Raw genomic sequence first — 21386 nt, 5'->3', positions numbered from 1 at the left:
GGGCCGTCGTGCGATCCGTATTCCGAGGGCGGGCTGAAAAATCGGCTGCCGTCGATCGACAGGTTTTTCGGGACTCTCACGGCCTCCGAGCGGTCGAGACATCGCAAGGGAGTGTTTCTTCAATGTTTCCGACAACAGCTCGACGACCTACCCCGGTGGTTGAAATGGCTGATAAAATTACTGATGAATGGCGTGTGGAGGAAGGCCGTTCCGCACAGAATGAACCCTGGCGTGCGGCATGGCAGGTGGATTTGTCCGATTTTCCCCCGGTGGCCGGCGAAGGAGCGATCTTCACCCCCACAGAGGACCAGCTCCGCCGACTTCAGAGGGTGAGCAGCATTCTGGAGGAAGCCCCTGCCGAGGTCATTCTCCGCTGGGCCATTGATACGTTCTTTCCCAAGTTGACCATGGCGACGGCCTTCGGCCCGGAAGGGTGCGTGATCCTCTCTATCCTGGCCCGGCTGGAGCCGCGGGTGCACGTGTTCAACCTGGATACCGGATATCAGTTTAAGGAAACACTGGAACTGCGGGATCGAATCGCTCGGAAGTACGGAATCGAAGTCGAACTTGCCAGGCCCGAACTGTCTGTGGAAGAATACGAACGGCAAAATGGCGGGCCAGTTTACAAAACCAACCCGGATCGCTGCTGCTACGAGAGAAAGGTCCTGGTTTTGAAGCGGAAGGTGGTCGGCTATCGGGCGTGGATCAGCGGGATTCGGCGGGATCAGAGTCCCCATCGAGCCAATGCCCCCATCGTGGGCTGGGACAAAAAATTTGGATTGGTGAAGATCAATCCCCTGGCTCGATGGACCAAAAACGACGTCTGGAAGAGAATCCTTGCGGAAGACATTCCTTACAATCTGCTTCACGACCAGGGATATCCGAGCATTGGCTGCTGGCCGTGCACGCGGCCCGTTTTGTTCGGCGAGGACGAACGAGCAGGTCGCTGGAGCGGCACAGGTAAAACAGAGTGCGGATTGCACCTGGCGGACGATCAACCGCCACCACCCCCGCCAACGACCTATGGGAATTTGTGATCGGGGAATGAACGCGAGTCATGGAGCGAGCAGCGCGTCATGGCCGATGGCTGATGATTACGGACCACAACGAACCGGTATGGTAACGCCCAGCAAGGGATTTGGCTTGGGGGTGTCGATCCCAACAGGAGTTCCAGATCTGCGGCCTGATCACACGGCCAGCGGAACCGTGGGTATGGGACGGGGGAACTGAAACGGGACATGTGGTGAACGATTCGCTCATAAAAACTGTCGGGCACGCTCTCTCGTGGAAGAGAGGTTGATATGAAAATATCCGCGAAAACGGAATACGCATGCGTGGCAATGTTGGAGCTGGCATCCCGGTATGAATCGGGCGGGCCAGTGCAGGTGAGAAAGATCGCGGAGCGCCATGCCGTCCCCTCGCGGTTTCTTGTCCAGATCATGTTGCAACTGAAAGCTGCTGGCCTGGTGGCAAGCACGCGGGGGGCGGCGGGAGGTTACCGGCTGGCCGTGCCTCCTAGTCAAATCACGCTCGGCCAGGTGATGGACATCGTCGAGGGCAACAAACAGCCGGACGTCAACTTCGCAGTAAGCTCTTCGCCCGACTCCCCCGCCGTTAAAGCCCTCGTCCAGGCGTGGCAGGATATCCAGAGAAAAGAACGGGACATGCTCTACTCGATCACGTTTGCGGATCTCCTCGAACGCGCCCGGCAGTACGACACGCAGATGTACTACATCTGAGATCTGCTCCATCTGAGAAGCTGGTTTGCGCCTTATCCCGATGGTGCGCAATGGACGGTCCACCATCGAAAAGGGAACCTGTCAAGGATGCTTCCTCGAAAATAATGACTATCATGGCTGTCGTGCTGGATAGAAAGGCAATGAGGGCGTGAAAAGGTGGGATGACAGGCCTGTTTCCTCGAGATTCCTGGAAAAAACGACACGTGTTGTGACCGCTTTGGCTCTATTAGGCGCTCGGTTCCACGCATTTGTAGCTTCGGGGAATCATTGACTCGTTGGCGACTTCGGCACTCTCCAGTTTCCCCTGATAACGAGGTAGAAGAAAGGAAGCGAGACGAATTGCGCGACCATGGAAAAAGCCACCATGGCCGGAAGTGAGATGCCGTACAAGACGCCCATGGAGGCACTGCCGAGAAACCACGCCAGTCCATACCCGGCATTGAAAACTCCGTAAGCCGTACCCCGCCATTCGGAAGGGACCATGGCCCCCACGGCCGCCCGGATGATTGACTCTTGGGCTCCCATTCCAATTCCCCAGAGCGCGAGGCCGATGGCCGCGCCGACTGTTCCTGTCAAGAAAACAAGCGGCGCAAAAAACGCCGAGGCAAGGACCCCTATGGCGAGGGCCAGAAACCCAATGCGATCGAACAGCCGTCCAAAGATAAGAGCCGCCATGGCGTCCACCGCCATCGCAAGTGCGTAGGAAATGGGGATCCACTCGGCTGGTAACAGGCGGATTTTCTCGAAATGGTAGGCGATGAGGGGAAAGTCCACAAAACCGGCGGCGACACATGCGGCCCCGATCATATAAAACCAGAATGTCGCAGAAAACCCTTTGACGCGGAGATCGGGGGTCTTGGACTCAAGCTCCTGGGGACGGGGATAGAGCGCGCAAGCCACCGCCAGTACCAGAAGGGCAAGAATTGCCGGAACCCCCAGTGCTGCGAAGCTCGTTCGGAACGATCCGCCCGCCAGGAGAATGCCTGCTACCACCATTGGTCCGAGAATCGCGCCGATTTGATCCATGGCTTCATGGAGTCCGAAGCCCCATCCTCGCCCGATTCGCGCTGTGGCGTGGGACAGAATGGCATCTCGGGCTGGAGTCCGGAGCGCCTTCCCTGTCCTTTCGAGGACCACCAGAACGGCGGCCATCTCCCAGCGACCGGTTAAGGCCAGCGCTGGTACAGCCAGAAGGTTGATTGCGTACCCCATCAGGGTGAGCATCCAGTAGCCGCGTGTGCGGTCCGCCAAGTAACCCGATCCCAGCCGCAGGACATAGCCGACGAGCTCTCCCAGACCGGCGACCACACCCACCACAGCAGCGCTGGCGCCTAGCACCTGAAAATAAGGCCCGACTACGCTCCGTGCACCTTCGTACGTGACGTCGGCAAGGAGACTCACCAGTCCCAGAAGGACGACCAACCGAATGGCCTGCCGTATCGGGGGATCCTTTGGAGCGAATTCCATGCGCCGGGCCTCGTCAGCGAGATTGAGGATGGATTGATTGGGGAAACTGGGGAAAATGTTCCGTGTGGACAAAGAGCTCCGCTGGCATGATGGAAATCAATACTCTTTCAAGACGGTTCAACGGCCGGTTTGGTTCTCACCAGCCATGGCACGTTCCAGGAGCACCTCCCGAAGGACCACCGCTTGATTGTGATGGCGATCCTGAGCCGCGAACAGGAGGGTCAGCCCGGACCCCAGGGCATGGGAAAGAAGGAAGTCTAGTTTGTCGCGATGTTGTTGAAGTTCTTCCCGATAGCGACGCTGAAACTCATCCCATTTGGCGAGATCGTGCCCGAACCATTTGCGCAGCGCATCGCTTGGTGCGACATCCTTCATCCACAAATCAAGAGCAAGTTGATCTTTTTTGATTCCCCGCGGCCAAAGGCGGTCCACCAGAACGCGAAAACCATCGTCTGGCGAAGGCGGGTCGTAGACACGTTTTACACGGATCGAGGGGAGACGTTTGGCTGGCATGGTCGTTTTCGCTCCGAAAGAGCAGGCCGGCTTCGCGGTGCCAGAACGGAAGCCAGACGCGGAGTTGTGAGAATACCGTCAAAGGGCTATAATCCAGGCAAAGTTTGTCGATATTTAAAATCACCCGAGGGAGCGACGAAGAACATTCGGCAGCCGATCCCCGTTAAAAAGTGCGCCGACGAGGAATTTTATACTGCTGGTTAGGCGCCGTCGGAAAAGAAATGCTCACCAAACGGGCAGACTGGGGCGACTCGGTAAATCGTTGCGAGTTCCCAAGGTGGTGCATGCTCATTGAGTGATTTTTGCTTTTTAAACTAACGGAATGGTATCGCATCGAATCGGGTTTGGAACTGATATCCATCGCCTGGAGGAGCCAGGGCCGCTTCTCATTGGGGGGCTCACAATTCCCCACGATCGCCATGCGGTAGGCCACAGCGATGCCGATACACTCCTCCATGCGATTACCGATGCAATTTTGGGGGCGGCAGGCCTGGGTGACATCGGCCAGCTTTTTCCGGACACCGATCCGGCGAATCGTGGCCGGGCGTCCGACGATATGCTGCGGCGGGCCTGGTCCTTGGCCAGTGAACAGGGATGGCGACTGGCCAACCTCGATTGCACCATCCACGCTCAAAAACCCAAATTGGCACCACATATTCCCGAAATGAAAAAACGTGTGGCGAGTATTCTGGGAGTTTCCCCGGAGAAGGTCAACATCAAAGCCAAAACAGGTGAAGGCGTGGATGCCGTGGGTCGCGAGGAGGCCATCGCGGCCCAGGCCGTTGTCCTCCTGTGGCGATCGACCGATCAGGATTGAAAAAGTCGAAGGGCGCCACCGCTGTGGGCAGCGCCGTTGTAAACACTCGGGGGCGACCTGAGGACTCTTTCTGACCGTCGACGAGAGATTCACGAAATAAAACCCCAGTTTCAAAGTAACGATCAGAGGTTTCAAGCGACCAGCACGCCTATGATTCGCGTTTATAACACACTGACCCGAAAAAAAGAGCCGTTCGAGACCGTCAAGCCCGGCCAGGTGGGAATTTATTTGTGCGGACCGACGGTTTATAAACCCAGTCACATCGGGCACATGGTTGGTCCGGTAATATTCGACGCGATCAAACGGTATCTCATGTACAACGGCTACCGGGTGACGTGGGTCGTCAACATCACCGATGTCGACGACAAGCTCATTGCGGAAAGCCAGCGGCGTGGGATCCCCATGTCGCAGGTGGCCGAGGAGATGATCGCCGATTACATGGCTAATCTTCAGGCCTTGGGAATTGATACGGTGGATCATTTCCCCCGCGCGACAGAGAATATCGACGCGATCATCGAGTTCATTCAGGATTTGATCGCCAAAGGCTACGCATATCCTGCCGATGGCGATGTGTACTTCGACGTGACAAAAATTCCCGATTACGGAAAATTAAGTGGCCGAAAGCTGGAATCCATGCTTCCGGAGGGTGGTGAAGGTGCCCACCGCAAACGCTCGCCGTATGATTTTGCCCTGTGGAAGTCTGCCAAACCCAATGAGCCTTTCTGGAACAGTCCGTGGGGTCCCGGCCGACCCGGCTGGCATATCGAGTGCTCCGTGATGAGCAGCCGGATCCTCGGAGAGACGTTCGACATTCACGGTGGTGGGCTGGACTTGGTCTTCCCCCATCACGAGAACGAAATCGCCCAGAGCGAGGCCCGGCACGGTAAGCCGATGGTCCGCTACTGGATGCACAACGGGCTGATGCAGGCCGCCGACGAAGTCGGGAAGGTAGGCGGTCGACATACCCGACCTGCCGACGATCTGGAGGCGCAGCAGGCAGGCAAGATCAGCAAGTCCAAAGGGGCCAGTCCGTTCCGGGAACTGCTTGCTGAATACCGGCCCGAAACTATTCGGCTTTTTATTCTCTCCACGCATTATCGACGGCCAATCGAGTTTAGCGAGCGCCGGCTGGAGGAAATGGAGACCGCGATCGAAACGTTTTACCGATTTTTCGAACGTTTTGAGCGGGTGACCGGCCAATCGTTTTATGCTCTTGCCGCGCCCACACGCCGTGAAGAAGGCGAGTTCTCACCAGGCGACGAGCCGTTTCTGAAGGATGTCCACACCCACCGGCAAAAATTCCTCGAGTTCATGGACGACGATTTCAACACGGGGGGAGCCATCGGCGAGCTCTTCGAGCTGGTGCGCCGTCTCAATCGCTATATCGATGAAAATCGCCTGGAGGACCCGGCCTCACGGACTCCGGAAAAGCTCACGAATTTAATCAAAGGCGCGACCGTTTTGAAAGAACTGAGTAACGTGCTGGGGCTGTTCCGGACACCGCCGCCCAAGCGAAAAATGGTGGAAGAAAGCGGTCTGACCGCCAAACTCCTGGACCTACTGGTCGCCATTCGGGCGGAAGCGCGCAAGGCCAAAAACTTTCAGATGGCCGACCGCATCCGCAGCGGTTTGGCGGAACTGGGGGTGGTCCTGGAAGACCGTCCTGACGGCACCACCTGGCGGATCGAGAACCGCTCCGGCGATTGAGCGAACGTCCGAAGCACATCGAACGAGAAAAACGAATCGCTGGCCATGGAGAAGCGGCCGCTTTTTTCGCGCCATTACAGGGATGGTCAAGCTCATGAAGCGATGTTCTTCACAATTGCCGGCAGCTTCGCAGCCGTCAGGCAGACAGCGCATCCTGGGGGTGGACCCTGGCTTGCGGGTCACCGGCTATGGTGTCATCGAGATTGCAGAGGGGACGTCACCGACGCTTTGCGAAGCGGGCGTCATTCGCGCTCCCGCTGACAAGGACCTTCCTGCCCGGGTGGGTGCCATTTTTGAAGGCATGCGGGAGATTCTGGAGAGTTTCCATCCCGCTGCGGTTGCCCTGGAAGAAATCTTTTCGCACTATCAGCGGCCGAGAACTGCTATTCTCATGGGCCATGCTCGAGGCGTGATCTGTCTGGCTGCAGAGCAGGCCGGGGTGCCAGTAGTGGCCTATGCGCCCACGCAGGTCAAACGACTCCTGACGGGATCGGGACGCGCGAGCAAGGCTCAGATCCAGCGGGCCATTCAGCGTGAACTGTCCCTGGTTCAGCCTCCTGAACCACCCGACGTCGCCGATGCTTTGGCCCTCGCGCTGTGTCACGCCTATCTGTTGCGGAAACGACAGTTTATTGCCGCGGCTCAGTAGTATTCACAGGGTGGCCAGTGTTTGTGACAAACTCTCGCTTGGGAATGACTGGCGGATTTGTGCGTCGGGGAACGATCAATCCGGCAATTCGCGGCGGCACACCCAAAAGATCGCCCGGACAAGCATCCGCACAAACGATTTTTGCCGGAAGTCATCTGGATGGCCCAGCGAGGTGTAGAAGACCCGGGCACCTTTATAAAGACGGACCCAGGCAACGGGTTCGACGTGCCCGGGGATCGTGCCTTTGAGCAAAACTGTCGTGTCGGGGGCAAGATTGGGATTGCGATAGAGACTGCCTGACGAGGTATAGGGCTCAAAGCCCTGCACGATGGGATGATCTGTTCCCGTTTCGGCAACCTCGATGTAGGGGTGGAGGTCCTTCCCGTAGTGGTTCTGGTAGTCACCCCCGAAGACGAGTTTGTCGAGCTCCAGCCAGTTCTGGAAGGCGTGGCTCGCTGTGCGGATCCCCACGATGGGATGGCCTGATTCAATGTAGCGCTTAATCCGCTCCAGCGGTTCGCCGGTGATTTCCAGCCGCCGTGTGAAGAGGACCATGCAATCGCTATCATCGAGGGCCTCGAGCCCCGGCAATTCGGTGAGGCTCTTGGCGAACACCTTGTGCGACTTTACCCCATAGTTAAGTTCCAGGTAATCTGCCAGCCAGCTTAGGCTGTCGTCCGAGTGATACTCTTCGCTTCCCGAAATGAGACACAGCCGTAGCGGCGGCGCAATTTTTCGGGAAGGCGTCTCGACCTCCAAGAACTCCGCGAGGACCTCACCTGCGCGAAGCGAGGCCAGCGTCGCTGACAGTCCCACTGTGGTATGGGCAGAATGAAAAATGAACCGACGGCGGTTCAAACGGGACATCAGTGCATCCCCCAACGATGTTGGAAAACGCGCCGGGAAAGATTCGGCACGCACGTCTCTTGCGCTTTTATTATGACCGCAATCCTGGGGGGTGTCCAACAATCCGAAGCCCGTTTCCGGAAGGTTCTCGACGGTGACAGTGGCAAAAGAGTTACAGAGTTCCAGGAGAAAAAATTGACCCCTTTAGCAATGGGGCAAATAGAAAGGGCCGGAGAACTTTTGCAGCGTGGGCTTTGCTCGGCACGGGAGGCAAAGCAACTGGCCAGGGCGAAAGCACGCGAAAAGAAATATGTCTTCGGAGCTGGTCATTCCCGCGGTCACCTGGGGCAAGCCGGAGCGGGGCAAATAGTGCCCAACTTTTGGGCCAAGATTTCGCGGCCTGTAACGAATACTGAGTGACAGGTGTATTGATTGGCAGGCGACGAGGTAACCGCAATGAAATGGCCCCATGGGGAGGCAACCGGTGTGGCGGACGAGACCTGGGCGATCGAAACCGAACATCTGACGAAGGTCTATGCCGGCGAGGTGATTGCCGTCAACGATCTGAGTTTTCGTGTCCCCAAGGGGGTGATTTTTGGCTTCCTGGGACCGAACGGTGCAGGAAAAACGACCACCCTGCGGTTGCTTTTGGGGCTGCAGAGGCCGACGGCCGGCCGGGCGTGGATTTTTGGGCGTGCGTGCGGGCCTCAGTCCGTGACGGTCCGACGCCTGGTCGGTTATCTGCCCACCAACCCGCGATTTCCTGGACATCTCAAACCTTTTGAGTACCTCGATCTTGTCGGGCAGTTGTATCGCATCCCGGCGGATGTGCGGCGGCCGCGGATTGCCTCTTTGCTGCGAGCAGTGGGACTACTAGGAGTAGCAGACCAGCGAATCGCTACCCTTTCCACCGGCGAGACAACGCGTCTGGGGATTGCCGCTTCGCTGGTGGGGGATCCCCTCTTGCTCTTGTGGGACGAGCCGACGGCGGGCCTCGACCCGGCTGCCCGGCGATTCGCTCTTGATCTGATCCGTGAGCTGGGACGGGAAAGGACGATCCTTGTAGCGACGCATATCTTGGCGGATATCGACCAGGTGTGTACGCATGTGGGAGTCATGCATGAGGGGAGAATGATTTTCTGCGGCCCGATCGCTGAAATGAAGCGGCGGCTGCGGGGAGACAGCTTCTTTCTAGATCTGGAAGGTACGGAAGAAAACCTCCGACAACTGGCGGGAATGCTCGCTGCACTGCCTGTGGTTTCTACGGAGTGGCTCGATCCGCGGCGGGTCAGAATCGCTGTGAATGGTGAGGTGAGCCGTGCCGAAGCCCTTGCCGAAGTGCTCCGCAGGGTGCATCAGGCGGGGGTCGTGTTGCACGGTGTGCAGACGGGGCTGGGGGCTACTGAAGACGCTTATTTGCAGCTTCTCCAAGAGGATGAACTCCATGGATTTACGCGGTTTCAAGATGCTCCGCGACCTGCTGCTTCCCACCCAGGCACTGGTCAGGCTTGAACTCCGAACGTTATTTCGGAGCTGGCTGGTGCGATTGTGGCTGGCGGCGGCGATTGTGCTCAGCTTTTTGACCGTCCTGACGGGCTGGTCGTTTTTGACCCAGCCGGTGATGCTGGCCTCGTTGGTGTTTCCTTTCCTCGTTTTTCCCTGGTTTGTAGTGGTCATCATTTTGGGCACGAGTGCGGTCAGTTCAGGACAGTTGGAGGCAGCGGCCGACGGGATTCTGAGTCGGCCCATCACGCGGCTGGAGTATCTCGGGGCGGCGTGGCTAGCACGGGCGATTGCGGTGCTTCTGGTGTTTGTCGTGGCCGTGATCCCCGCCGCATTGATCACAGGGTTGGCAGATCGGCCGGTGAAGGCCGACCCCGTCACCACCTACGGCGCCGTGGTCGGGCTGGGGATTGTAGTGCTTGTGCTGCTGGGGATCTTGAGTCTGGGCTTTTTGATGGGCGTACTTCTCCGTAACGCCTGGGTAGCCCTTTTGGTGGTGCTTTTTGTGTGGTATCCGATCAACGGGGTACTGACTACGTTCCGGTTGGCGGAGTTTTCTCCCATCAGTCTCAACCAGGCGCTCCCCACCGTGTTCCGGAAGAGCTGGAGTACCCCTGCCGCTTCGGATCAGGTGAATCCGCTGGACGTGGCCATTCTTCAACAGCAGGCGGATGAATTTCTGCGCGTATTTTCCGGACCACCGCAACGGCCGGAGCGACGCCCCGAGTTTTTCCGGCACGACCTGGAGTACAAGGACATTCGGCCGGGACGGGTGGCGCTCAGCTATACCCTGCCGGTGCTGTTGTTTTTTGGGTTGTCGTACCTGTGTTTCTGGTACCGAGACCTGTGAACTTCCCGCAAGGAAGCAGATGTGACAGGGAATTCGGCGGAAATTCGGCGAAAGAGCGTGAACACATTCTGTGGATTTGGGAGGTAGGCTCATGCGAGGCTTCAAATCGCTTTTGCTGGTGAGCGTGGTGGGATTAGTTATTGAGTGTTGGCCCGGGCGGAGCCTGGCCGCTGGTATTGACTCGGCGGCCGCCTGGGTCCCGCAGAATGCACCGGCTGCCCTGGTGGTGAAAAATCCCGCGAGTTTGATCGAACAATGGGAGAAATCTCCATTGCGTCAGGCAGTCGCAAACAATCCGGGTTTCCAGGCAGTCCTGAACAATCCGGGAATTAAGCAGGCGGACGCCCTAGTGGGGCTAGTGGAGGTCCACACAAAGAAAGATCGCTGGACGCTGCTCAAGCAGGCCCTCGGTGGTGGTCTGTTTGTGGCAGCTCTCCCGCAAGGAGAGGTCGTCGTGATCGCGGAGGCCCAGGATGGGAAGGTCTTGCGGGATGTCCACGAGTTTCTCCTCGGATTGGCGAAACTCGATGCGGAGAACAAGGGCCAGCCGGATCGGGTGAAATCCGCGGATTACCGCGGTGTCACGGCGTGGACATTCGGCGGAGATGAGGTTCATGCGATTGTTGAGAACCGGCTCATCCTGGTGAATAAGCCGGAATTGATGAAACAGATTATCGACCGCATCCAGGATTCGCACGGCGGAAGCCTGCGGGACAATCCGAAATTCACCGCTGCAGAAAAGGCCACTGCTGATCATAACCTGGTGCTCTATCTCGACCTGGAAACACTTCGGGCCCTTCCGAATGTGCAAAAAGGTTTGGAACAGAGCCGCCAACCCTTGCCGATCCTTTTGCTGGCGGGAACAATAACGGCCCTCCAGAAGGCGCCGTGGCTTGCTGTGGGACTGAGCATCGAGGGAAGTCGTGTGACGGGAACACTCCAGACAGGCGAGGTGGCACAGTGGCCAGAACCGCTGGCCTTCGCCCTGGCACCGGGAAAGGATGGGGCGCTGCCGCCGATTCATGTGCCCGGCACCGTATTCACCGCGAGCTTCTATCGCAACCTTCGGGATTTCTATGCTCAGAAGAACGAGCTTTTCCCTGAAAGAACGTCGGGCTTGATCTTTTTTGAGAACATGATGGGCATCTTCTTCACGGGTCGGAATTTCACAGAGGAAGTCCTGGCTGAGCTGGAGCCTTATGTCCGCGTGGTGGTGGCAGAGCAGCGCTATTCTCCGGAAATTGGTACACCGGCCGTGCAGCTTCCCGCCATGGCGGTTGTTTTTCGGATGAAGAATCCGAAAAAGTTCCAACCGGTTGTGGAAGAGGGCTTCCAGAAGGCACTGGGGCTGATCAATTTTGTTCGTGGTCAGGACGCTAAACCTGGCATGATCCTGGATCGGCCGGTGTACAAGGGCGTCAAATACACCTTGGCGTATTTCAACCCGGACCCGGACGGTGACAAAGAGCACGCCGACATTCGCTTCAACTTCAGTCCCGTGCTGGCGTGTCGCGATCGGGACCTGATCCTCAGCACAGCCGAGCCGCTGGCCAAAGACATCCTGGACGCCCTGGCGGAGCAGGAGGCAGCGGTGCAAAACGTGCACAAGGCGGTAACGACGCACCTTGAACTTTTGGGGACGCAGATTGTTCGTCTGCTGGAAGTCAACAAGGGAGCCCTGATTGCCCAGAATATGGCGGAAAAAGGGCACAGCCGGGAGAGGGCGGAAACCGAGTTGTCTCAGCTTTTGATGGTTCTCAGGATGCTGAATGAGTTCCGGCTCACGGAGAGTTTCCACAACCACAGCAATCGATGGGATTTCCAGCTTGAATTGATCAAGCCGTGACGCTGCCGGCCGGAGAGTGGAGGATTCATGCGATGACGCCACTATCAGCGGGCGTTTACCCTGGAACCCTGGACAGAGAGTTGGCTGCCCGATTACTCCGTCGGGCTGCTGGCTTCGTCGCCATCGAGGAGCGCGACGGCTTGGTCGGACTAGACGTGACGCAGGCCGTCGCGCGGCTGATTGGGGGCGCGCAGGCAGGCCCGCGCTGGCAAGAGATTCATGACCTGGAGGAGGTCAGCGCTGATCGTGGGCAGTTGAACGGTTACCGCGCCTGGCAGCTTGCTCGACTGGTCGAATCACCTCAACCCTTCCGGGAAATGGTCACCCTCTTCTGGCTGGACCTGTTCGCTGTCTCGGCACTGCGTGTGGACGCGCTCCGTTTGTATCACGATTTGCGGAGCGGGCTGCGGGAACGGGCCTTCGATTCCCTGGAGAAAGTGTTTGCCTTTGCTCTGACGCATCCGGCGCTCTTGCTCAATCTTCGCGCCCCGTCGAATTATCGGTCGCAACCACAGCAGCAAATTGGCCGATTTATTGTGCAATATGTCGTCGGGCATGATCCCGGCGAAAAAGCTGCTCTGGTTGCCGATATTGCCCGCGCGTACACAGGAATGTTCGTGACATCTGGGAGACTCCGGGTGTTGGACTACGAACATGATCCGGGAGAAAAGACAGTTGGCGACCAGACGGGCGATCTGCGGGCGGAGGATGTGGCCAGGGCGCTAGCGCGAGATCAGGCGACAATTGAAAATGTGGTTCGCCGATTGTTCGGCTGGTTCGTGACCACAGAAGTTGCTATTCCCCAGCAACTGTTGGCGACTGCGAAGAACGTGGCGCTTGACGGGCGGCCGATCGCCGAAGTATTGACGGTGCTCCTCGGGTGGGAGGAGTGTTTGAAAGATCCTCGCTATCGCCGCGTGAAATCGCCGCTCGAGGTGTATCTTGCCGTGGCACGGCCGTTTGGCTATCGGGCCACCACCCATGCGGCGGAAGCACTGGCGGAATTGGGTTGGGATATCGTCCATCCGCCCACGCTGGCCGGTTGGCCTCGCGGACAGGCCTGGTTGACCGCTTCTCAGGTGGCGCGGCATTTGGCCCTGGTGCGGACGATGCTGAGTGGTGGGGAAAACTGGGGGGCCACGTCGCAGATTACTGAAGCACTGTCGCGGCCAGACTGGTCGTCCCGGCTGGTGGAAACGCTTCTGGACGGGGCCCTTTCAGCGGAGGCACGAGCGGATTGGCAAAAGCTGGCGGAAAACGCACGTGATGAGACCGCAAAAAAGGAGGCGGTGGCCTTTCTAGCGAGCCTGCCCGAGTTCCAACTGGCCTGAGTGTGAGGCGAGAAGCAACGGTGACGACAACGGCGGTCGCTGGCCGTGCGCGATAATTGACCGTGGAAACGTCGGCAATATTGGGGGCCGAAACGACCCCATCGTAGAGCGAGGATGTGTATCCATGTGGACGCGGCGCGGTTTTCTGAAAGTTTCTGGAGTGGTGGTGGCTGTCGGCACGACGGCACCGATACCCGCAGTCCTGGCACAGACGGGCAGTCGGTTGGCACAGGGAAACGACGAGACCATTCTCGTAGCCATTCAGATGGCGGGCGGAAACGATGGCCTCAATACAGTCGTTCCTTATGAGGATGATCACTACCACCGGCAGCGACCCACGCTGGCACTTCGGGAATCTGAAGTGATCAAACTCCAGGACGCGGTGGGTTTCCATTCGGCACTTCGTCCGTGGATGGATCTATGGGAAGGGGGCCACCTCGCGGTCGTGCAGGGGGTGGGGTATCCCAATCCCTCCGGAGCCCACGAGCGCTCGATGGAAATCTGGCAGACCGCCCGACCTGAAGATCCGCTGGGAGAAACCGGTTGGCTGGGCCGGGTGCTCGATCGCTGGTTTGAGGACTCGGTCCAAGACCACGCGCGGGGCACAATCACGCGAGGGGTGTTTACCGGCCGCATTCCTATACCGACGACGATGCTCGGCCATCATCGGCCTGCGGTACGGTGTCAGAAGCCGGAACAACTGTTTGCCTTCCCCGCTGGGGGAGACATTTTGCAAAAACTGGGAGAATCTTTAGCCCGGGCTGGTTCACGGTCAGCAGCGGATACCTCTCTCCTGGAACGCGTGACAGCCGCCCAGAAGCAGGCCTCCCGGGATCTGGAGCGGTTGGAGAGTGTACTCGCCACGGTTCGCAATGAGGATTTTCCTGATACCTATTTCGGGCAGCAACTGGCCTGTGTGACGGCCCTCATCCGTGCGGAATTGGGAATCCGCATTTTCTGCGTGGACCTGGGCGGAACGGAGCCGGGCAGCTTCGATACCCATGCCCTTCAGGCTGCCAATCATGGTGCCCTGCTTAGTGAACTGGCCAGCGGCCTGGCCGCGTTTGCACGAGCGCTCCAGCGCGATAGACTGTTCCAGCGGGTACTTGTCTATACCTATTCAGAATTCGGTCGGACAATCCGGGAAAACGGCCGGAAAGGCACGGATCACGGGTCGGCTGCCCCGGTCTTTGTCATGGGGGGAACCATTCGCGGCGGTTTGATTGGCAAGCATCCCCCGCTCGACCAGGTCGAGAATGGAGGCGTCAAACACCAGGTGGATTTTCGCTCACTCTATGCAACCTTTCTGAACCGATGGCTGGGTGTACCGAGCCAAACAGTTCTTGGTTCACAGTTTTCCGAAGTCCCACTTTTTGCCTGATGGCGCCGCGGTACGCTCTGCTTGACCAGTCGGTTATGAGCATGACGCTCACGTTTCGCCGTCCAGCCCCAGTTCTTTCTTGATGGTGGCCAGGGCCTCGAGAATACCGGCCACCGTCTGTTTCAACTCGCTGAGTTCCTGTCGGAGCTGTTCGACTTCTGTGGAAGAGGCGACGGCACCACGAGCGTCGCCAGGAGCAACTGTGCTGCGTGGGGTGTCCGATGTGGAAAGGGATGGCTCCTGGACCGCCACGGCGGAGTACCGCTGTTTCAGTCGTGCCAGTTCCGGTTCCGGATAGAGATTGTGGGCCACCACATGCCCCCGGCCGGGTGGCGTTAGGTCGATGATCAGCCCTTTCTCCTTGAGGGACTCCAGATGCTGGCGTAGGGTGGGTAAATCGGGGATCGGGTCCATGCGGGAGGCATGGGCGCGGAGTTCACCTTCTGTCTGGGGACCGCGCAGAAGTAGTTCCGCGATGATCGCCAGTTCCTCTTTGTTAACCCCCAGCCACTCGTAAAGATAGTGCCGGTATTTATCCACCCGACCTATACCCTGGACAATTCCCACCGCGCCCAACTGGCGGAGATTATCCAGTGCCCGTTCCACGACCTCTTCTGTAAGTTCCATAACGGGGTCGCGGTTACTCTTCTGGTTGCAACCAGTGACGATGGCGTTGAGCGTCATTGGATAGGAGGAGGGGACCGTTTTTGCCTTTTCCACGAGCACGCCGAGGACTCGCCGTTCGATGGGGGGCAGAGGACGCCAGCGCTTCGATGACCCTTCCGGTTGCGAGTGGACCGCGTCGTCTTGGTATTCTTCGTTCATCCGTGTGACCCCTCTCTTCTGGCAGTCAAGCGGAGTGTTACTTCGGACGCAGTGGACTTTGAGAAAGGATGAATTTCATTTTGCCGATGGAGCCGCCGAAATCCACGGTGGCTTTGCGGGCGTCGCCCGAACCGCTGAGAGCCACAATGCGGCCCACCCCGTACCGAGGATGCACGACCGACATATTGAGGACGAAATCGTCGGGGGTGAGAGGTCCTCCGTGCACCCGACGGGGGGAAGGTTGAGGTGCGGAGCTGGTACTGCGGGGGGCTGCCCAGGCGGATGCGCGGAAGGCATGCTCGGGAGCTGGGCTAGTCCCCACCCAAGATGTCGACCGACTGGCCGCCCTGGACGACGTCACAATTTCCAGGTGCTCTCGAGGCAATTCCATGAGGAACTGACTGGGAATGGTCAATTTGCGCTGGCCACGGAAATCCCGATACTCGGCCATGCTAATCTGTAATTCCTGCTTTGCCCGAGTGATACCGACAAACATCAGCCGGCGTTCTTCCTCCAGCTCGTCCATGTCGTTGCGGCTACGTTCGTGGGGGAGGATGCCCTGTTCGCACGCCACCAGAAACACCACGGGAAACTCCAGGCCTTTGGACGCGTGGAGCGTCATCAGTGTCACCCGGTCGGCGCTCTCATCGAGGGCATCGGTATCACTGACGAGCGAGGTTTCCTCCAGGAACGATTCCAGACTGGCGGCTTCACCATATCGCTCATCGAACTGACGGGCGACGGTGAGAAGCTCCTCGATATTCGCCAGGCGCTCCTGATCTTCCATGTTCTGGGATTTTTCCAGGTACTCGCGGTAACCGGTTTCGGTGAGTACCAGTCCTAGCAGTTCCTCCACCGGTCCCTGGGCTGCCACCACAAGCCGGTCGTAGAGATTGACGAACGCCCGGAAAGCCCCCATGGTGCGGATGCTGAATTCTGGAATGGCGTCGACATGGCGGGCAGCTTCCAGCAGACAAAGCCCGTGCGCAGCAGCAAACTCCCGCAGGCGACGCACACTCGTTTCGCCGATGGATCGGGGCGGGGTGTTGATCACCCGCAAAAACGCAACATCATCGCGAGGGTTATTGATCAGTTGCAGGTAGGCAATGACGTCTTTGATTTCCTTGCGCTGAAAGAACTCGACGCCATTGACAATCTGATAGGGGATGCCGCGCTCCCGAAGGGCGATTTCAAAACCGCGAGAGAGGGCATTGATTCGGTAGAAAATCGCGAAATCGCGGGGGCGACGCTCGTCCCGTTTAATCGCTCGGGCAATCTGTTCGGCAATATCCTCCGCTTCCTCCTGATTGTCCGCGTACGTCACCAGCCGGACAGGGCGCCCCTCTTCGTTGTCGGTGAAAAGGTCTTTTTCTTTTCGCCGCACATTATGGGCGATCAGCGTCGCGGCGACGGCGAGGATCCGTTTCGTACTCCGGTAGTTTTGCTCGAGCCTGACAACACGAACATTGGGGAAGTCTTTTTCAAATTCGAGAATGTTGTTGAGATTCGCCCCGCGCCATCCGTAAATCGATTGATCCGGATCTCCGGTGACAGCCAGGTTGGGGTATTCCACTGAGATCGCCCGGGCAATGGCGTACTGCACGAGATTCGTATCCTGATATTCGTCGACCATGACGAAACGATAGTGCGAATCTAGGCGGTGACGAATTTCCGGAGATTCGCGCAGGAGAAGGGCCAGGTACATGAGCAGGTCATCAAAATCCACCGCGTTGGATCGCCGTAACCGCTCCTGGTAGAGCGGGTAAATCCGTGCGACGAGATCACCCAACGGCGAACCATCTCGTGGCTGATAATCCTGGGGCGTCAGAAGGGCGCTTTTGGCGCTGCTGATGGCCTGCGCTACGGCCTCGGGGCTGTAAGAGCCCAGATCGATGCGAGCGTCGGCGATGACCGAGCGCAGAGCCCGCAAACTATCGTCCTTGTCGTAGATTGTGAAGTGCGATTCAAGCCCCACAAGGTTGGCGTATTTCCGGAGTGTTTGCGCGGCGAAACGGTGGAAGGTGCCCAACCATACCCGGGAGCCCGGCACGAGTTGCTGCACCCGGCTTTGCATCTCCTGGGCCGCTTTGTTGGTGAACGTCAATCCCAGAATGCTGGCATCGGGAATGCCCAACCGGAGAAGATAGGCAATCCGGTAAGTGATTACCCGCGTCTTGCCACTTCCCGGGCCTGCCAGGACAAGGAGGGGGCCCTCCACGTGTGTCACCGCCTCCCGCTGCGCCGGGGTCAGACAAGCCAGTAGGTCGTCATGCATGGAACCGTCCCTGATGTATATCAAATCTGCCGCCAAATATTCTTCTTGTGTATGTTAAAGCCCGCGAGGATGTCGCCAAATTCCGCCACCTCTAGAAATACGTTTCTGCGTGCGTCGTGTAAACAATAGACGTTCTGCCCGTCTGTGTTACTCTCTCTCAATTCACAATTTGTGACTCCCCGCCGCCTCCTGAACGCCATCAGGCAGGGATCGGGGGGTAGCGCATTGCTCTGGCAATTAGCAAGCGCAGCACCCGCAGCCGGAAGGGGCTGAATCCGGAAGACTGTCACCCAACTTTATTGCGATTGGCCTCGTAAAATTCGAGCATGAAATCCCGCAGGGCCACGACGCCTTCGCGCGGCATCGCATTGTAAATAGATGCACGGCATCCACCGACTGAGCGATGTCCCTGGAGGTTGCACAGGCCGCGGCTTTCTGCCTGTTTGAGAAATTCCTTCTCCAAATCGCTATTGGGAAGTCGAAAAGCGATGTTCATCGCGGAGCGGCTTCCCGGGGCGGCGTGAACGGTGTAAAAACCCTGGCAGCGATCGATGACGTCGTAAATAAGCTGGGCCTTCTCTTCGTTGAACTGTTTCACCTTTTCCAGGTTGCCGAACTCCCGGATGAGCCAGTCGGTCACGAGCTTCACCATGTAGACGGCAAAGACCGGCGGCGTGTTGAGGAGTGATTTCTCCTCCGCAAAGCGCTTGTAATTGAGCATTGAGGGGAGGTCATCCGGGCACATATCGAGGAAGTCTTTTCGAATGATGACCACCGTGACCCCCGCCGGACCGAGGTTCTTCTGGGCACAGGCGTAGAGAATGCCGTATCGCGGAAGATCGACCGGCCGAGACAGCAGCTCCGAAGACGCATCGCACACCAGGGGCAGGCCGCCGGTTTCTGGTTCGGTGGGAAATTGCACACCAGCGATTGTTTCATTGGAACAAAAGTAGACATACACCGAGTTGGGATCAATGTTCAACTCCTGATTGGCCGGAACCCGATCATAATTGGTGGCTTTGCCGTCCCAGGCGATATGGACCTGGCCCTGAGTCTGGGCCTCGCTGGCGGCCAGCTTACTCCAGGATCCGGTAACAATGTAGGACGCGGGACGCCCGGTCTTCCGCAAAAAGTTCATCGGGATCATGCCGAATTGCAGCCGCGCACCACCCTGCATGAAGAGGACGGCGTAATCGTCGGGGATGTTCAACAATTGTCGGAGATTGGCCTCGGCCGCCTCGATGATAGCTTTGAATGTCGGCGAGCGATGACTGATTTCCAGGACTGACATACCCAGCCCCGGCAGGGCCAGCAGATCGCGCTGCGCCTCCTCTAAAGCGGGGACAGGCAACATCGCAGGACCGGGCGAAAAATTATAAACACGCTTCACCATTGCAAACTCCTCGGTGTTACTGTGTTGGTATTACTGTGTTCTGCTTTAAACTTCGGTCGTCGCTCACAAGAAACCGTGTCGGTGACTTATCCCGGTGACGCACAAAAACAGGCCGAGCTTCAACCTGTTAATTATCGCTCATATCACAATCGGGCACGGCTGTGCGTTAGCGGGGCACTTTTTCCAAGCCTAATCGGGCAGAAGGACTTCGGCAATTGGGGGACCGTCCTGACGCATTTTCCCTCTCGAACGCTGGGGATTGAAACTCGCGGGAGCGGATCGTCTGTTCTGATGGGGAGGTTTTTAAGCGGCGGGCGTTGTCCATTGATGCGAGACACAACCAACATAAAAGCTTTCCACTTGTATTTCACCATTGTCGCAATCATAATTCGCTTGATTCTCGGGCCCAGGTTTGATGACTGTCGGGTTGACACGGGGAAAGCGGGGTTCAACATGCGTAAGGCTCGTGCCCTTTTGTTTTTCGTGTGTGTGGTGTTCCATCTCCAATGTTGTCGCGTGGTGCTGGCTGAAAGCTCACCCGCCCACAAGACCGACTGGTTTGCTGAGGCAAAATACGGGGTTTTCGTGCACTTTTTGGAAGGCCTTCAAAACAATCCGGAACATGTGGCCAGTCTTGGGAAGAAGACTTCCTGGGATGAATGTGTCCGCGAGTTCGATGTGGAGCGCTTTGCTCAAAGGATGGAAGAGGCAGGCGCAGGATACGTCATCTTCACCGTCATGCAGCGGTCTCGATATATGATCGCTCCGAACGCCACTTATGATCGTTTGACAGGCTACCATCCGGGTGAGGCCTGTTCGACCCGAGATCTCATCGAGGATCTTTACCAGGCCTTAAATCGACGAAAGATCCCCCTCATGCTTTACTGGACGGGTGATGGCCCGTGTGACGACCCCCAGGCGGCGCAGGGTCTGAAGTGGCCAGGAACCGGCCAGGTGAGCCGGGAATTTGTGAAAAACTGGGCAGACGTGGCCCGCGAGTATGGGGAGCGCTATAAAGACAAAGTCAAAGGCTGGTGGGTTGATGGGTGCTACCGCTGGCTGGGTTACGACGAGGAAAAGCTCGGTATCCTGGCGGAAGCTTTGCGGGCGGGTTATCCCGATCGGATCATCGCTTTCAACCCCGGGGTCGAAGACCGTGTGCGAGCTTACTCAATTCATGAGGACTTTACGTGTGGTGAGCAAAACTCTTTTTTCGACATTCCAATTTCACGTTTCGTCGACGGTAAACAGTGGCATATCCTCTCCTTCTTAGGAGCAAACTGGGCCCAACCGGGGACTGTTAAGGATAAACGTCAGCTTACAGACTATGTTTATCGAGTAACTGCTGTGGGAGGCGTTGTTTCCATTGATGTGTTGCTTTACCGGGATGGCGACTTGGATCGATCACAGCTCGAACTATTGAAGTCCCTGAGGCCGGGCCTGGAAGCAAAGAAACGCGAACAGAATGCCTGGCGCGAGGGGAAAGCTGTTCCCCCGCGGAACAAGGCTTGGAGAAAGCCTGCACTGTTATTAAATGCCGAGGGAAAATATCGTCTTGGACCAAGTGTCGGCGAATCCCAGCATGGGGCCTTCTTAGGAGTCGATGGAAATCCCGCGACCGCGGCTCAGGCGGGTGGTGAATGGGCCTGGACCTACGAAGTTGATCTCCTCGGTCTGGAAAAAGTGGCCCGGGTTATCATCTGCTTCGGCCCGGGTTATGCTACGGAATTTGAAGTCTCAGCATCGACGGATCGCGAGACATGGACGTCACTGGGAATGTTTCGAGATCAGAAAGGCGAGCGGGTGGAGATCCGACCAGGAACTCCCCTCTATGTTCGGTTTCTGCGGATCAGGGCGTTGAAGCCAAACGGGCCGGGCCAGCCCGGTGGCCAAATGTCAATTGCTGAAGTTGAAGTGTATGAAGAATAACGCGAAAAAAATAAAAGCAGATACTTATTCGTAAATGCTTAAAAGCTGAGCGAGAGGTTTGACGGCGGCAGAACATGACATTGACCAACGCCGTTGCCACTCTCAATTCACCTGAGGAGGGAAGCAACTCAAAAGGTTAAAAAGCCCGGTCAATCAAGCGTGTTGGGATGGGAGGGGCTAACAGACCTTGTGAGGCGGGCAGCTCAGAAAGGGGCTTCGCGGAAAAAGTGACCTGACCCACACGCAAGTCTTACCAGAAATGTCCCTGCCTGCGGTGCCTTTTAAGAAAAAACCTTATTTCAGCATTTTATCGGC

Annotated in this window: 17 protein-coding genes; 11 read left to right on the top strand and 6 right to left on the bottom strand. The window is 57.6% G+C overall.

The features are described from left to right. The first annotated feature begins 164 nt into the window (after positions 1-164). Positions 165-1037: a phosphoadenylyl-sulfate reductase gene (locus ABJK56_RS14345; RefSeq protein ID WP_347245351.1), complete on the top strand. Its 873-nt coding sequence runs from the start codon at positions 165-167 to the stop codon at positions 1035-1037. A gap of 264 nt (positions 1038-1301) precedes the next feature. Beyond that, a complete protein-coding gene (locus tag ABJK56_RS14340) occupies positions 1302-1739 on the top strand; it encodes an Rrf2 family transcriptional regulator (protein WP_347245350.1) in 438 nt (145 codons plus the stop codon). Positions 1740-2003: 264 nt separating this feature from the next. Here ABJK56_RS14340 and ABJK56_RS14335 read toward each other — a convergent pair whose 3' ends face one another. Both ABJK56_RS14335 and ABJK56_RS14330 read right to left on the bottom strand, forming a co-directional pair. Next, positions 2004-3206, bottom strand: coding sequence for an MFS transporter (locus ABJK56_RS14335; RefSeq protein WP_347245349.1), 1203 nt, complete (start codon positions 3204-3206; stop codon positions 2004-2006). A gap of 117 nt (positions 3207-3323) precedes the next feature. Continuing rightward, entirely contained in the window at positions 3324-3719 is a 396-nt protein-coding gene (locus tag ABJK56_RS14330) for a DUF488 domain-containing protein (RefSeq protein WP_347245348.1), read from the bottom strand. A 322-nt stretch (positions 3720-4041) separates the two neighbouring features. Here ABJK56_RS14330 and ispF point away from each other — a divergent pair, with 322 nt between their 5' ends. The 3 genes from ispF to ruvC all read left to right on the top strand — a co-directional run bounded on the left by ispF (position 4042) and on the right by ruvC (position 6892). After that, complete coding sequence (ispF, locus tag ABJK56_RS14325; protein WP_347245347.1) at positions 4042-4536, top strand: 2-C-methyl-D-erythritol 2,4-cyclodiphosphate synthase; 495 nt, start codon at positions 4042-4044, stop codon at positions 4534-4536. Positions 4537-4686: 150 nt separating this feature from the next. Further along, on the top strand, positions 4687-6243 hold the full coding sequence (gene cysS / locus ABJK56_RS14320; protein WP_347245346.1) for a cysteine--tRNA ligase: 1557 nt from the start codon (positions 4687-4689) through the stop codon (positions 6241-6243). Positions 6244-6337: 94 nt separating this feature from the next. Then, entirely contained in the window at positions 6338-6892 is a 555-nt protein-coding gene (ruvC, locus tag ABJK56_RS14315) for a crossover junction endodeoxyribonuclease RuvC (protein ID WP_347245345.1), read from the top strand. A 75-nt stretch (positions 6893-6967) separates the two neighbouring features. Here the strand turns inward: ruvC and ABJK56_RS14310 are convergent, their stop codons facing one another. After that, positions 6968-7759 (bottom strand): ThuA domain-containing protein, encoded by a 792-nt coding sequence (locus ABJK56_RS14310; RefSeq protein ID WP_347245344.1) that lies wholly within the window; start codon positions 7757-7759, stop codon positions 6968-6970. Between the two features lie 435 nt (positions 7760-8194). On the opposite strand from ABJK56_RS14310, the gene ABJK56_RS14305 reads away from it, so the two are divergent. The 5 genes from ABJK56_RS14305 (at position 8195) to ABJK56_RS14285 (ending at position 14649) form a co-directional block, all read left to right on the top strand. After that, positions 8195-9250, top strand: coding sequence for an ABC transporter ATP-binding protein (locus tag ABJK56_RS14305; protein WP_347245343.1), 1056 nt, complete (start codon positions 8195-8197; stop codon positions 9248-9250). Beyond that, on the top strand, positions 9183-10091 hold the full coding sequence (locus tag ABJK56_RS14300; protein ID WP_347245342.1) for a hypothetical protein: 909 nt from the start codon (positions 9183-9185) through the stop codon (positions 10089-10091). Before ABJK56_RS14305 ends, ABJK56_RS14300 begins: the two co-directional genes overlap by 68 nt. 91 nt (positions 10092-10182) lie before the next feature. Further along, the gene (locus tag ABJK56_RS14295) at positions 10183-11937 is read left to right on the top strand and encodes a hypothetical protein (protein WP_347245341.1); all 1755 of its coding nucleotides are present in this window, start codon (positions 10183-10185) and stop codon (positions 11935-11937) included. Positions 11938-11969: 32 nt separating this feature from the next. Then, on the top strand, positions 11970-13268 hold the full coding sequence (locus tag ABJK56_RS14290; RefSeq protein ID WP_347245340.1) for a DUF1800 family protein: 1299 nt from the start codon (positions 11970-11972) through the stop codon (positions 13266-13268). A 124-nt stretch (positions 13269-13392) separates the two neighbouring features. Beyond that, complete coding sequence (locus ABJK56_RS14285; RefSeq protein ID WP_347245339.1) at positions 13393-14649, top strand: DUF1501 domain-containing protein; 1257 nt, start codon at positions 13393-13395, stop codon at positions 14647-14649. 48 nt (positions 14650-14697) lie between these two features. Here ABJK56_RS14285 and ABJK56_RS14280 read toward each other — a convergent pair whose 3' ends face one another. The 3 genes from ABJK56_RS14280 to serC form a co-directional block, all read right to left on the bottom strand. Further along, positions 14698-15474 carry a YceH family protein gene (locus ABJK56_RS14280; protein WP_347245338.1) on the bottom strand — a complete coding sequence of 259 codons (777 nt, stop codon included), beginning with the start codon at positions 15472-15474 and terminating at the stop codon, positions 14698-14700. Positions 15475-15511: 37 nt separating this feature from the next. Then, on the bottom strand, positions 15512-17749 hold the full coding sequence (locus ABJK56_RS14275; protein ID WP_347245337.1) for a UvrD-helicase domain-containing protein: 2238 nt from the start codon (positions 17747-17749) through the stop codon (positions 15512-15514). A 286-nt stretch (positions 17750-18035) separates the two neighbouring features. After that, a complete protein-coding gene (serC, locus tag ABJK56_RS14270; protein ID WP_347245336.1) occupies positions 18036-19142 on the bottom strand; it encodes a 3-phosphoserine/phosphohydroxythreonine transaminase in 1107 nt (368 codons plus the stop codon). A 453-nt stretch (positions 19143-19595) separates the two neighbouring features. On the opposite strand from serC, the gene ABJK56_RS14265 reads away from it, so the two are divergent. After that, entirely contained in the window at positions 19596-21071 is a 1476-nt protein-coding gene (locus ABJK56_RS14265) for an alpha-L-fucosidase (protein WP_347245335.1), read from the top strand. Positions 21072-21386 lie beyond the last annotated feature (315 nt).

The organism is Thermogutta sp. (genome assembly GCF_039793925.1).
GTDB lineage: Bacteria > Planctomycetota > Planctomycetia > Pirellulales > Thermoguttaceae > Thermogutta.
This window is presented reverse-complemented; position numbering and strand designations above follow the sequence as displayed.